We start from the raw sequence: 13,049 nt of genomic DNA on the forward strand, positions 1-13,049 counted from the left end.
TGTATTTCAAAAAGAGGGGAGGGATTTATTTGATTAAATAAATCTGTCCCCATGCTACAAGACAGCCGCCGCTGCATTTGGACGAAGAGACAAGGCAGGACAGCCCATCCCATTGAAAGAACTCATATTTTCGCAAGGCGGCAAGGTCATGCAACTGGATCGGAAAGCGATCAACAGTCTTTTGGGGAAAGTTGCGTAAATGGCGAAGTTTTCATGCAAGTGCTCTCATGTGATCGACCTGGTTTCATCTCCTACACGTGAGCAATATTCCCTTATTCCAAATTCCCGGGTCGTGGAGATAGCCCAGTTGCTTGCAAAGCAACCTCTGGACGACGCTCGGTTTTACGATATGGTCGATGACAATATGAGGGAGGTCATTGAGTGCCCTTGCTGTGGGCGAGTGTGGATACGGCACGCAGAAGGTCAGCCCTATCAAAGCTATCTGCGTGAATCAGATTGACTGCCGCGAGAAAATAGCAGGACGCGGAAAATCGTATTGTTCGTCACAGTAATGGCAACATGCTGGCTGACAGCGCGCTTCTTTCTGCCTGATCCGACAGAGCCATCGTTGCCTTGAACCCCCCAAATGAAAACGCCCCGAGATGTTCGGGGCGTTTTCATATATCGGGCAGCAGGCTTATCTGAACGCCGGCACCACATACTTGATAAACAACTCCAGCGACTTCTTCTTCTCCGCATGCGGCAAGCTGTTATCACACCAGAAACTGAACTCATCGACACCCAGTTCCTGGTAATACTTGATCCGCGGAATGATTTCTTCCGGCGTACCGATCATCGCGGTCTTGTGCAGGCTCTCCAGTTCAAACTCCGGGCGTCCGGCAAATTTCTCTTCCGGGCTCGGGGCGAGGAAGCCGTTGACCGGGGTTTCCTTGTTGCCGAACCAGGCATCGAAGGTGCGGTAGAAGCGTGAGATGGCTTTGGCGCCGATCTTCCAGCCTTCCGGATCGTCCACTGAATGCACGTGGGTGTGACGCAGCACCATCAATTGCGGACGCGGCACGTCGGGGTTGTTGTCCAGCGCGGTCTGGAATTTGTTTTTCAGGTCGAGGACTTCTTCGTCGCCCTTCATCAACGGCGTCACCATCACGTTGCAGCCATTGGCCACGGCAAAGTTGTGCGAGTCCGGGTCGCGGGCGGCAATCCACATCGGCGGGTTGGGTTTCTGGACCGGTTTCGGCACGCTGGTGGAGGTGGGGAATTTCCAGATCTCGCCGTTGTGGGCGTAGTCGCCTTGCCACAAAGCGCGGACCACCGGAACCATTTCCCGCAGCGCCTGGCCGCCGCTGGAAGCAGGCATGCCGCCGGCCATACGGTCGAATTCGACCTGATAGGCGCCGCGGGCCAGGCCGACTTCCATCCGGCCGTTGCTGATCACGTCGAGCAGGGCGCATTCACCGGCGACCCGCAGCGGATGCCAGAACGGCGCGATGATGGTGCCGGCGCCGAGGTGAATGGTGGTGGTTTTGGCGGCGAGGTAGGCCAGCAGCGGCATCGGGCTCGGCGAGATGGTGTATTCCATGGCGTGGTGTTCGCCGATCCATACGGTGCTGAAACCGCCGGCCTCGGCCATCAACGTCAGTTCGGTCAGGTCTTCGAACAGTTGACGGTGGCTGACGCTTTCGTCCCAGCGCTCCATGTGTACGAACAGGGAAAATTTCATGACGCTACCTCGAATCTCTTGTGGTCGACCGGTCGCTTGCCGGCCTGTTCATGTGCAAACGTATGAGTCAGGCGAAGGCGGGCAGGGCGCCCATCTTGCCGTGGCAGTACACCAGCGGGCCGGTGTCCTGTTGGGGGACGATGAGGTTTTTCACCGCGCCGACCATGATGGCGTGGTCGCCGCCTTCGTATTCGCGCCACAGCTCACATTCGATGATAGCTGTCGCGTTGGGCAGGATCGGGTTGCCCAGTTCGCTCAGCGTCCACTCGATGCCCTGCGCCTTGTCCTTGCCTTTGCGGGCGAACGCGTAGGCTTCGCTCTGCTGCCCGCCGGACAGCACGTGAATGGCAAAGCGTTTGTTCTTGATCAGGACGGGATAGGAATCGGAGCTGTAGTTGGGGCAGAACAGCACCAGGGCCGGGTCCATCGACAGCGAGCTGAACGCGCTGGCGGTCAGGCCGACGATCTGGCCGTCGTCATCCAGCGTGGTGATGACGGTGACGCCGGACGGGAACGAGCCCATGACTTGTTTGTAGACGGCAGCATCGATCATTGGTCAATCCTCGAGTGCGGTGAAGCGTGTTTTTATTTGTTTGTTGGCCTGATGGTATACCGTAATACATCGATTGCAAGCGCTTTTTTGGTGAAACGATAAACGTGGTGCATTCGTCGGAAACTCAACATTTACGGGGCTTTCGGCTAGCCGTAAAGCCTGGCGATCGGGGAGGATGCCGGATCAGTTGTCGCCGCAAACAGCGGATCAGTCTTGTGAAAATGTTGGAATACCATAATATGGTGTTCATCTGGGGGGCGACCAGAAACGTCCCCGGTTTGGCTTCATACAACGATAAGAACAGACCCAATCGAGTTCATATATGTCCCAGATGTCCCGGCAAGATCCGTTGATCGAGAATCACACGGTCGACTACGTCCCACTCGCGGAACGCCACGGGAAGGCCCGCGACCTTTTCACCCTTTGGTTCAGCACCAACATTGCGCCACTGCCCATCGTCACAGGCGCCATGGTGGTTCAGGTGTTTCACCTCGACCTGTTCTGGGGGCTGCTGGCGATTGCGCTGGGGCACATGATCGGCGGCGTGGTGATTGCCCTCGCATCGGCGCAAGGTCCGCGCATGGGCATTCCGCAGATGGTGCAGAGTCGTGGTCAGTTCGGGCGTTATGGTGCGCTGCTGATCGTGTTCTTCGCGGCGATCATCTACATCGGCTTTTTCATTTCAAACATCGTGCTCGCAGGTAAATCCATCGTCGGCATTGCGCCGTCGGTGCCGGCGCCGATGAGCATTCTGATCGGCGCCCTCAGCGCCACGGCCATCGGTGTGATTGGCTACAACTTCATTCACACCCTCAATCGCATCGGCACCTGGGTGATGGGGAGCGCGCTGCTGGCCGGGTTCATCTACATCTTTGCCCATGACTTGCCGGCGGACTTCTTCACCCGTGGCAGCTTCAATCTGTCGGGGTGGCTGGCGACGATGTCGCTGGGGATCATCTGGCAGATCAGCTTCTCGCCGTACGTCTCGGACTACTCCCGTTACCTGCCGGCGGACATCGGTATCGGCAAACCGTTTATCGCGACTTACCTGGGCGCCACGCTGGGCACGATTTTGTCGTTCACCTTCGGCGCGGTGGCGGTGCTGGCGACGCCGGAAGGCACCGAGGCGATGGCGGCGGTCAAGCAGTCCACCGGTTGGCTGGGGCCGATTCTGATGGTGCTGTTCCTGCTCAACATCATCAGCCACAACGCGTTGAATCTGTATGGCGCGGTGTTGTCGATCATCACCTCGATCCAGACCTTCGCCAGCCAATGGACGCCGAGCATCAAGGTGCGGGTGATTCTGTCCAGCGTGGTGCTGACGGGGTGCTGCGTGGTGGCGTTGGGGGCGTCGGCGGATTTCATCTCCGAGTTCATCGGCCTGATTCTGGCGCTGCTGCTGGTGTTGGTGCCGTGGGCCTCGATCAACCTGATCGACTTCTACCTGATCAAGCGCGGCCGCTACGACATCGCCTCGATCTTTCGTGCCGATGGCGGAATTTATGGGCGTTTCAATCTGCACGCGATCATTGCCTATTTCATCGGCATCATTGTGCAACTGCCATTTGCCAACACATCGCTGTATGTCGGCCCGTACGCCAATCTGGTAGAGGGCGCGGACTTGTCCTGGCTGGTCGGCCTCATCGTGACCTGTCCGTTGTATTACTGCCTGGCGACGCGCGGGCAGACACAGCAGAGCAGGGCGGCACGTTTGGGTTTCACTGACTGATCGCCTGCACAGCTGGTTTACGCAATGCCCGGCCATTCGCCGGGCATTGTTGTTTCAGCATTCGGGTGGTCACGCAAATTGGCCATTTCGATCCCCTTTTGGCCAATCGGCTACTGTGCGCGTCGACCATGCTCGGCAAAAATCGAAGCCATAACTAAATGCTGCACCTTCCTTGCCCTTGGCTGATCTGACAGCCGCTGCCGTGTACAGAACATAAAAACCATCGACTCACGCTGCATTCGGGGAAACACAACATGGTCACGATGAAACGCATTCTGAGCGCCACTGTCTGCGGGCTGACGCTGCTGGCCGGCGCCGTCCAGGCCGAACAGCGCGAACTGCGGGTGTACAACTGGGCGGATTACATCCTGCCGTCAGTGCCCAAGGACTTCGCCGCCAAAAGCAAGATCAAAGTGACCTGGGACACCTTCGACACCAATGAATCCCTCGAAGCCAAGCTGCTGACCGGCAACTCCGGTTACGACCTGGTAGTACCGTCGAACCAGTTCCTCGATACCCAGATCAAGGCTGGCGTGTTCCAGAAACTCGACAAGTCCAGACTGCCGAACTGGAGCCATCAGGACCCGGCGCTGCTCAAGTTGCTCGATTCCAACGACCCCGGCAATCAGTACGGCGTGCCCTATATGGTCGGCACGGTGCTGATCGGTTTCAACCCGGCCAAGGTCAAGGCCGCGCTGGGCGAGAACGCACCAGTGGACAGCTGGGATCTGGTGTTCAAACCCGAGAACATGGAAAAACTGAAATCCTGCGGCGTGGCGATGCTCGACTCGCCATCGGAAATCCTGCCGCTGGCCCTGCATTACCTGGGCCTCGATCCAAACAGCCAGAACCCGGCCGACTATGAGAAAGCCAAGGACCTGATGCTCAAGGTCCGTCCTTACGTCACCTATTTCAACTCGGCCAAGTACATGACCGACATCGCCAACGGCGACATCTGCGTGGCCATCGGTTATTCCGGCAGCTTCTACCAGTTCGGCAACCGCGCCAAAGAAGCGAAAAACGGCGTGGTGGTCGACTGGCGCCTGCCGAAGGAGGGCGCACCGATCTGGTTCGACACCTTCGCCATTCCGAAGAGCGCGAAGAACGTTGAAGAAGCTCACGAGTTCCTCAACACCTTGCTCGATCCGAAGGTCATCGCTTCGATCAGCGATTTCCTCGGCTACCCGAATGCCAACAAGGATTCGCTGCCGCTGATCAACAAGGAAATCACCGACAACCCGAACCTGACACCGACCAGCGAGGCGCTGAAGACGCTGTATGTAGTGCAGCCATTGCCGCAGAAACTGGAGCGGGTGCGGACACGGGTGTGGACCAGCATCAAGTCCGATAAGTAGCAGGCCACAATTACTGTGGGAGCGAGCTTGCTCCGGGCGGCGTTCCGACAAAGGCGTCGGATCAGTCAGCTCAACGTCGAATGGTGCACCGCCTTCGCGAGCAGGCTCGCTCCCACAAATTTTACTTTGCCCGGCCTTCCTGCGTTTCGCTCTCGGGCGACTTGTCCTTTGTCAGCACCAGACTGAGCAACACCGACGCCAGAATCAGCCCGCCGACAACCGCCAGCGACCACTCCACCGGCATGTGAAACCACGGCATCGCCGTCATCTTCCCGCCGATGAATACCAGAACCAGCGCCAGCCCGTATTTGAGCAGATGAAAGCGGTCGGCCATGTCCGCCAGCAAAAAGTACAGTGCCCGCAGGCCCATGATCGCGAAGATGTTCGAGGTGAAAATGATGAACGGATCGGTGGTCACGGCGAAAATCGCCGGGATGCTGTCCACCGCGAACATCAGGTCGCTGGCCTCGATCAGCACCAGCACCAGAAACATCGGCGTGGCCCAGCGCACGCCGTTCTGCCGCACGAAAAAACGCTCGCCATGAAAGCCGTTGGTGATCCGCAGATGCCCGCGCACCCAGCGCAAAAGCGGATTGTTATCGAGGTCCGGCTGCTGTTCGGCGAACACCAGCATCTTGATCCCGGTGATGATCAGGAACACACCGAACACATACAGCAGCCACGTGAACTGCGACACCAGCCACACCCCGGCAAAGATCATCGCTGCGCGCATCACGATCGCCCCGAGCACGCCGTACAGCAGCACGCGCCGCTGCAACTCCGGCGGCACGGCGAAGTAGCCGAAAATCATCACGAACACGAACATGTTGTCGATCGACAGCGATTGCTCGATCAGGTAACCAGTGAGGAACTCGAGGGTCTTGCGCTGGGCGATTTCGGGGCCGAATTCGCCGTTCAGATACCACCAGAGCAGCCCGGCAAAGGCTAGCGCAAGCATGCACCACGCAATTACCCATGATGCGGCTTCGCGCACCGAGACCCGATGCGCCTTGCGCCCACCGAAGACAAACAGGTCGACGGCCAGCATGGCGAGGACAAATACGATGAAGGCGGCCCACATCCAGGGTTCGCCGATATTGATGGGGTGCATGTCGTTCTCCCTGTCTTTATGTTGTTCGGGGTAGACGAGGTCATGCTGGAAGGGAATCGCGACGAAGAAAAATCGTTTATTTCGCGGGTATTGTTCGTGAAAAACGAAGTGTCAGATGAGAGGGCGTGGCGCACGTCATATTTCATTGAACACTTCTTTGCTAACCTCGTTGTCGAGCCAGTCCACCATGCCAGGAGCGACGATCATCGACACGCCAGATCCTCAAGCCGTCTGCAGCCCGATTACCAGTGCTGCGATATTCATCGTGGCGACCCTCAACGCCGAAGCCGAGGCGGCCCGGAAGGTCCGCGACTGGTGCGCCGATATCGCGGGCCTGACGCGTTCGGTCGGCAAGCGCGTGCCCTCGGGCAACCTGTCCTGCGTCTGCGGGTTTTCTTCCAGCGCCTGGGATCGCCTGTTCGGCAGTCCGCGACCGGCGTCCCTGCATGACTTTCGCGAATTCGGCGTAGAAGGGCGGCGCGCCGTTTCCACGCCTGGCGATCTGCTGCTGCACATTCGCGCCGATCAGATGGATTTGTGTTTCGAACTGGCGACGCAATTGATGGCGGCGCTGGACGGCGCCGTTACGGTGACCGACGAAGTACAGGGTTTCCGTTATTTCGACATGCGCAGCATCATCGGTTTTGTCGACGGCACGGAGAATCCGGTCGGTCGCAAGGCCGAGCATTTCACTCTCGTGGGTGATGAAGATCAGAGGTTCAGCGGCGGCAGTTATGTGCTGGTGCAGAAGTATCTGCACAACATGAAGGCCTGGAACGAATTGCCGGTCGAAGCACAGGAGCGGGTGATCGGACGGACCAAACTGTCCGATATCGAACTGGATGACGCGGTCAAGCCGAGCAACTCCCACAGCGCGTTGACGACCATCACCAAGGACGGCGAGGAAGTGAAGATCCTGCGCGACAACATGCCGTTCGGCCGGCCCGGCGCAGGTGAGTTCGGCACTTACTTCATCGGTTACGCGCGTTCGCCCGAACCGCTGGAACAGATGCTGGAAAACATGTTCGTCGGCAAACCGCCGGGCAACTACGACCGGTTGCTGGACTTCAGCACGGCGGTGACCGGCAGTCTGTTTTTCGTGCCTTCGGCGGATCTGCTGGAAGAACTGGCGGAGCGATAAAAAAACGGCGGGATCGATTGATCCCGCCGTTTTTCATTTACCGGCCTGCCGACAGAGGTGGCGTACGGGGCGGAACCTGGCGTTTCGAACCGGTCGCCTCGAACGCCGCTGCCAGGCGCAGCAGTGACGAATCGTCATAGGCCCGTCCGGCGAAGGTCAGACCGACCGGCATGCCGATGTCGGCCATCACGCCCATCGGCACGGTGACGGTCGGCACGCCGAGGTGGCGGATCGCGAGGTTGCCGTTGGCGACCCAGATGCCGTTGCTCCAGGCGATGTCCGCCGAGGCCGGGTTGACGTCGGCGTCCGCTGGACCCACGTCGGCGTTGGTCGGGAACAGCACGGCGTCGAGGCCGAGGCGATCCATCCAGTCTTCGAGGTCGAGCTTGCGGGTTTTCTCCAGACCGCGCAGACCGTCCGGCAGCGTCGGAATCTGATCCCATGGCGTGATGCCGCGCTCGGCCATGCGCACGTATTCATCCATGCCGGCGGCGAGATCGCCTTCACGGTTGGGCAGGGTGCCCGGATCGTGGGGGAAGATTTTCGGCCCGTCGACGTCTGCCAGTCGGTTGAGTTTCGGGTCACCGTTGGCGCGCAGGAAGTCATCGAACGCCCACGCCGACAGGTCCCACAGTTCGTGGTGCATGAACTCTTTGGAAACGATGCCGCGATTGAACACGGTCGGTGCGCCCGGACGATCGCCTTCGCAGTTGGAAACCAGCGGGAAATCCACTTCGATCACTTCGGCGCCGGCGGCTTCCAGGGCCTGGCGGGCCTGTTTCCACAGATCGATCACCGAGGCGCGGGTGTTGATGCGTTGCCCGGTCGGCCCGCCGATGCCCGGTGCTTCGCTGGTGCCGGCCTCGGGGTCGGCGTTGATGTACATGCGCGGCACGCCCAGGCGTTTGCCCGCCAGCGCATCGCTTTTTACCGCCAGATCGAGATAGGAAGCAGGGCGCACCGAGGCGACGCTCGGGATCGGTACCCAGGGTTGCAGGCGCCACAGGTCGCCACGGGTGTCGGTGTCTTCGGCGACGACGACGTCGAGCACTTCCAGCAGATCGGCCATGGTGCGCGCGTAGGGCACCACCACGTCCATGGTCGGCGTCAGCGGCCAGTTGCCGCGCACCGAGATCACTCCGCGCGATGGCGTGTAGGCGCACAAGCCATTGTTGGATGCCGGGCCGCGACCGCTCGACCAGGTTTCTTCCGCCAGACCGAACGCCGAGAAGCTTGCAGCAGTGGCGGTACCTGCACCGTTCGACGAACCGGAAGCAAATGGCGCCGTCAGATAGGCGGCGTTGTACGGGCTTTCGGCACGGCCATAGACCCCGCGCTGCATCCCGCCATTGGCCATCGGTGGCATGTTGGTCTTGCCCAGGCAGATCGCGCCGCCCGCCCGCAGGCGCTCGATGGTAAATGCATCGCGCTGGGCCACCAGATCGGCGAACGCAGGGCTGCCGGACGCAGCGGTCAGGCCTTTGACCAGATAGCTGTCCTTGGCGGTGTAGGGGATGCCATCCAGCGGACCGAGGGTTTCGCCCCTGGCGCGGCGGGCATCGGAAGCCTGAGCTTCTTTCAAGGCTTCGGGGTTGCGCACGATCACCGCGTTCAGGGCGGTGGCGGTGTCCGGGCCGTCATAGGCATCGATGCGCGCCAGATAGGCCTGGACCAGCTCAACCGCGGTGGTCTGGCCGGATTCGAGCGCCGAGCGCAGTTGAGCAATGGAGACTTCAGTGACTTCGATCATGCTGTTACCGCCGACAGGTTCGCTAAAGGGTGGTTGATCATTGTTATCGTCGAAACGTGTCAATCATTCTTGATGGACGAAACTCTACCCTGAAGTTTGCCGAATGGCATGTCCTAATTCGATAAATATCGACAAAAATCAGCGAAAAAATTCTCCGGGCGTCTCGCCAAACTGCTGGCGAAAGGCGGCGATGAAGGCCGACGTCGAATCATAACCGCAGGCCAGAGCCACTTCGGTGACCCGTTCGCCGCGTTCCAGCGGCGTCAGCGCGCCCAGCAGGCGCAAGCGTTGGCGCCAGGCACGGAAGGTCAGGCCGGTGTCACGCAGGAACAGGCGGCTAAGGGTTTTCTCGGTGACGCCGAACTTCTCGCTCCAGTGATTGAGTGTGGTCTGTTGTTCCGGATGTTGCTCCAGACTCAGGTAAATCTGTCGCAAGCGGATGTCCTGGGGCAGCGGCAGCATCAGCTCGATTTGCGGGGCTTCGGCCAATTGATCGAGGATCACCTGCGCCAGGCGTCCATGCGGGCCGTTCTGGTCATACTCGACAGGTATCTGACTGAAGGCCCGGATCAGTTCCCGCAAAAGATCGCTGACGCCGAGCACATGGCAACGCTCCTGGGCCCGGCTTGCCACGCTGCAATCGATGTAGAGGCTGCGCATTTCCGTGTGCGGTGAACTGAATACCCGATGCGGCATACCTGCCGGAATCCACACGGCCCGTTCGGGTGGCGCGACGAAACGACCGGCGGCGGTCTGCACTTCGAGCACGCCCTGGATCGCGTAAGACAATTGCACCCACGGATGACTGTGGCGGCGGGTCAGGGCGCGATTGGGCAGCGATTCAGTGCGTCCGTACAGCGGACGCGGCAGGCTGGGCAGCCCGGGAATGCTGCGTCTGACGCTTTTGTCATGTCCTTTTGGCGGCATCTTGCGGCTCTTCGGCGTTAGTCGGTAATTTCCAGTCACGTTAGAGTCGCTTCCACGTACTGGCAACCCCCGGATGAACAAACCATGACGCGCCCAAGATTCTTGCCCGACAACTTCACCCTGACCTTGATCGCCGTGGTGCTGCTGGCCAGCTTCCTGCCCGCCAGTGGTCAGGTCGCGGTCGGCTTCGGCTGGCTGACCAACATTGCAATTGCGCTGCTGTTTTTCCTGCACGGCGCCAAGCTGTCCCGCGAATCGATCATCGCCGGCGCCGGTCACTGGCGCCTGCATCTGCTGGTATTCGGCCTGACCTTTGTGCTGTTCCCGCTGCTGGGCCTGGCGCTCAAACCGCTGCTGTCGCCGATGATCGGTGACAGCCTGTACATGGGCATGCTCTACCTCTGCGCATTGCCAGCCACGGTGCAATCGGCGATTGCCTTTACTTCGCTGGCCCGGGGCAATATTCCGGCGGCGATCTGCAGCGCGGCGGCGTCCAGTCTGTTCGGGATTTTTCTGACGCCGTTGCTGGTAACGCTGTTGCTGAACGTTCACGGTGATGGCGGTTCGACCGTCGATGCGATCCTGAAAATCAGCGTGCAACTGCTCCTGCCGTTCATCGCCGGTCAGATCGCACGCCGCTGGATCGGCGCCTGGGTCGGACGCAACAAGCACTGGCTGAAATTCGTCGACCAGGGTTCGATTCTGCTGGTGGTCTATGGCGCGTTCAGTGAAGCCGTCAACGAAGGCATCTGGCATCAGATCCCGGTCATCGACCTGCTCGGCCTCGTGGTGGCCTGCTGCATCCTGCTGGGGCTGGTGTTGCTGGCATCGACGGTGCTCGGCAAGCTGTTCGGCTTCAACCTGGAAGACCGCATCACCATTCTGTTCTGCGGCTCGAAAAAGAGTCTGGCCACCGGCGTGCCGATGGCTCAGGTGTTGTTTGCCGGGAGCACCATTGGCGTGCTGATTCTGCCGCTGATGCTGTTTCACCAGATCCAGTTGATGGTCTGCGCGGTGCTGGCGCAGCGCTACGCGAAGCGACAGGAGACTGTTCAGGCGTTGATGGCGCAAGTGGATCCGTAAGGCAGACATGTGTGGCGCTCGTGACGAGCGCGCCGGACTTCAAGTTATTTCTGGATAATCAACAAGTTGTGTCTGTCAGTGAGGTGGAAGCTTCGAAATATGCTTTGAAATATATTGAAAAAACTCCCGCAGGGGGGTTGTAACACTATCGCTGCGTGTTTAGGATCCAATCTCAAATCAATACAAGCCTGGACAGGAAGTCCAGCTGCGCAGGGATTTATGGACAGCGAAATTCCCTCTTCTTCATTTTCATGAACGGTCGCTGAATAGCCGATAGTTCATCTTCCAGAAAACCAAGATCATCTTGACGCCACACGGCGATTCAAGCGGTTGACTGTGTTTCCAGGACTGGAAACGGAATTGTGGCAGGGACTCTACACATGAAGAAAATAAACCGGATCGTCATTGTCGGTTTTGGCAGTATTGCCCAGGCTTTGATGCCTTTGTTGGTTACGCGATACGACGCTGAAATCATTATTTTCGATAAAACAGTCGATGAAGTCAGGCAGTCGATTGCCGACGAGTATTCGGCATGTCTGATCAGAAAATTGATAACGCCGCGAAACTTCAAAGAGGTGATCGGGCATCACCTGAATGAAGACACGTTTCTGCTGAATCTGGCAGTGTCGGTTTCGAGTGAGGCGCTGATTGCGCTGGCTCAGAGCTTCCAGTCCCTGTATCTCGACACGTGCATAGAACCTTGGGAGTACAGCGCCGAGCAGGATTTGAATCTGACGAGCAATTTCTCGTTGCGCGAAAGTCTGAAGTACTTTTCCAGCGATCGACCGCGTGAAAGCGCTACCGCGATCGTGGCGCACGGGGCCAATCCCGGTTTCATTTCTGTGCTTTTAAAAAAGGCACTGACGCATATGGCCGCCCTGAACGGCATCACTTTTGACGGCACCCGGCAACAGGACTGGGCAGGATTGTCCCGGCAACTGGGTATCCGGGTCATACAGATATCGGAACGTGATACTCAATTCGCCAATGTCGAACGATCATCGGGTCACTTCCTGTGCACCTGGTCTGTGGACGGCTTGATAACCGAATGTCTGCAACCCGCCGAAATGGGCTGGGGCAGTCATGAAACTCAAGTGCCTGAGGGCGCGACGTTGAACGGTTATGCGCTGGCCCTGAAAGAGCAGGGGCGTGAGATCAGGGTCAAGAGCTGGTCGCCGAACTGTCTGGACTTTACCGGCTATTTGCTGACTCACAACGAATCGTTGTCCATCGCCGAGTATCTGACTCTGGGGGATGCCTACCGGCCTACCGTCTATTACGCCTATCACCCTTGTGATCAGGCCGTGGACTCGATGAGTCTGTTGACTGACGGAAATGAAGAGCGCGTTCTTTCCAAGGAGGTGCTGAAAGAAAACATCCTCTCCGGCATCGACGAACTGGGCGTTTTTCTGATCAGCGATAAATACCCGTCACTGTGGATGGGGTCGAATCTCTCTATCGGCAAAGCGAGGAACATGGCCCGGCACAACAGCGCCACCAGCCTGCAAGTCGTGTCGAGCATCGTTGCAGGAATGGCATGGGCGCAGGCTCACCCGCAAGCGGGCGTACTGGAAAGTGAGGCGCTGGACTGGAAATTTGTTTACGACATCGCCGAGACGTATTGGCAGCCGATCGTATGTCAGCAGATCGACTGGCGTCCGACAAATGCGTCAGATTCCCTCTCGTTCAATCGCTTCCTGGTGTAATCCCACTGTCAAA

The 13,049-nt window shown here is 58.8% G+C and carries 10 protein-coding genes; 5 read left to right on the top strand and 5 right to left on the bottom strand.

What is annotated here, in order from left to right; genetic code table 11:
- Nucleotides 1-637 precede the first annotated feature (637 nt).
- Nucleotides 638-1,681, bottom strand: coding sequence for an LLM class flavin-dependent oxidoreductase (locus BBF94_RS15220; protein WP_065259812.1), 1,044 nt, complete (start codon nucleotides 1,679-1,681; stop codon nucleotides 638-640).
- Nucleotides 1,682-1,748: 67 nt separating this feature from the next.
- A complete protein-coding gene (locus tag BBF94_RS15225; RefSeq protein WP_065259813.1) occupies nucleotides 1,749-2,234 on the bottom strand; it encodes a flavin reductase family protein in 486 nt (161 codons plus the stop codon).
- Nucleotides 2,235-2,556: 322 nt separating this feature from the next.
- On the opposite strand from BBF94_RS15225, the gene BBF94_RS15230 reads away from it, so the two are divergent.
- The gene (locus tag BBF94_RS15230) at nucleotides 2,557-3,963 is read left to right on the top strand and encodes a purine-cytosine permease family protein (RefSeq protein WP_065259814.1); all 1,407 of its coding nucleotides are present in this window, start codon (nucleotides 2,557-2,559) and stop codon (nucleotides 3,961-3,963) included.
- 254 nt (nucleotides 3,964-4,217) lie between these two features.
- The gene (locus BBF94_RS15235; protein ID WP_065259815.1) at nucleotides 4,218-5,318 is read left to right on the top strand and encodes a polyamine ABC transporter substrate-binding protein; all 1,101 of its coding nucleotides are present in this window, start codon (nucleotides 4,218-4,220) and stop codon (nucleotides 5,316-5,318) included.
- A 121-nt stretch (nucleotides 5,319-5,439) separates the two neighbouring features.
- On the opposite strand, the gene BBF94_RS15240 is transcribed toward BBF94_RS15235, so the two are convergent.
- A complete protein-coding gene (locus BBF94_RS15240; RefSeq protein WP_065259816.1) occupies nucleotides 5,440-6,429 on the bottom strand; it encodes a TerC family protein in 990 nt (329 codons plus the stop codon).
- A gap of 187 nt (nucleotides 6,430-6,616) precedes the next feature.
- Between BBF94_RS15240 and BBF94_RS15245 the strand changes: the two genes are divergently transcribed.
- Entirely contained in the window at nucleotides 6,617-7,570 is a 954-nt protein-coding gene (locus BBF94_RS15245; RefSeq protein WP_065259817.1) for a Dyp-type peroxidase, read from the top strand.
- 37 nt (nucleotides 7,571-7,607) lie between these two features.
- On the opposite strand, the gene BBF94_RS15250 is transcribed toward BBF94_RS15245, so the two are convergent.
- Nucleotides 7,608-9,320 carry an amidase gene (locus tag BBF94_RS15250; RefSeq protein ID WP_065259818.1) on the bottom strand — a complete coding sequence of 571 codons (1,713 nt, stop codon included), beginning with the start codon at nucleotides 9,318-9,320 and terminating at the stop codon, nucleotides 7,608-7,610.
- A gap of 138 nt (nucleotides 9,321-9,458) precedes the next feature.
- Entirely contained in the window at nucleotides 9,459-10,247 is a 789-nt protein-coding gene (locus BBF94_RS15255) for an AraC family transcriptional regulator (RefSeq protein WP_065259819.1), read from the bottom strand.
- 84 nt (nucleotides 10,248-10,331) lie between these two features.
- Here BBF94_RS15255 and BBF94_RS15260 point away from each other — a divergent pair, with 84 nt between their 5' ends.
- Nucleotides 10,332-11,330, top strand: a complete 999-nt coding sequence (locus BBF94_RS15260) for a bile acid:sodium symporter family protein (protein ID WP_065259820.1) — start codon at nucleotides 10,332-10,334, stop codon at nucleotides 11,328-11,330.
- Nucleotides 11,331-11,710: 380 nt separating this feature from the next.
- Nucleotides 11,711-13,036 carry a saccharopine dehydrogenase C-terminal domain-containing protein gene (locus BBF94_RS15265; protein ID WP_065259821.1) on the top strand — a complete coding sequence of 442 codons (1,326 nt, stop codon included), beginning with the start codon at nucleotides 11,711-11,713 and terminating at the stop codon, nucleotides 13,034-13,036.
- Nucleotides 13,037-13,049: the final 13 nt, after the last annotated feature.

It is taken from the genome of Pseudomonas bananamidigenes, from assembly GCF_001679645.1.
GTDB classification, from domain to species: domain Bacteria; phylum Pseudomonadota; class Gammaproteobacteria; order Pseudomonadales; family Pseudomonadaceae; genus Aquipseudomonas; species Aquipseudomonas bananamidigenes.

What these genes read in the sequence shown, in the direction of transcription:
- BBF94_RS15220 (WP_065259812.1), bottom strand. Translation starts at nt 1,681, where the DNA reads ATGAAATTTTCCCTGTTCGTACACATGGAGCGCTGGGACGAAAGCGTC.
- BBF94_RS15225 (WP_065259813.1), bottom strand. Translation starts at nt 2,234, where the DNA reads ATGATCGATGCTGCCGTCTACAAACAAGTCATGGGCTCGTTCCCGTCC.
- BBF94_RS15230 (WP_065259814.1), top strand. Translation starts at nt 2,557, where the DNA reads ATGTCCCAGATGTCCCGGCAAGATCCGTTGATCGAGAATCACACGGTC.
- BBF94_RS15235 (WP_065259815.1), top strand. Translation starts at nt 4,218, where the DNA reads ATGGTCACGATGAAACGCATTCTGAGCGCCACTGTCTGCGGGCTGACG.
- BBF94_RS15240 (WP_065259816.1), bottom strand. Translation starts at nt 6,429, where the DNA reads ATGCACCCCATCAATATCGGCGAACCCTGGATGTGGGCCGCCTTCATC.
- BBF94_RS15245 (WP_065259817.1), top strand. Translation starts at nt 6,617, where the DNA reads ATGCCAGGAGCGACGATCATCGACACGCCAGATCCTCAAGCCGTCTGC.
- BBF94_RS15250 (WP_065259818.1), bottom strand. Translation starts at nt 9,320, where the DNA reads ATGATCGAAGTCACTGAAGTCTCCATTGCTCAACTGCGCTCGGCGCTC.
- BBF94_RS15255 (WP_065259819.1), bottom strand. Translation starts at nt 10,247, where the DNA reads ATGCCGCCAAAAGGACATGACAAAAGCGTCAGACGCAGCATTCCCGGG.
- BBF94_RS15260 (WP_065259820.1), top strand. Translation starts at nt 10,332, where the DNA reads ATGACGCGCCCAAGATTCTTGCCCGACAACTTCACCCTGACCTTGATC.
- BBF94_RS15265 (WP_065259821.1), top strand. Translation starts at nt 11,711, where the DNA reads ATGAAGAAAATAAACCGGATCGTCATTGTCGGTTTTGGCAGTATTGCC.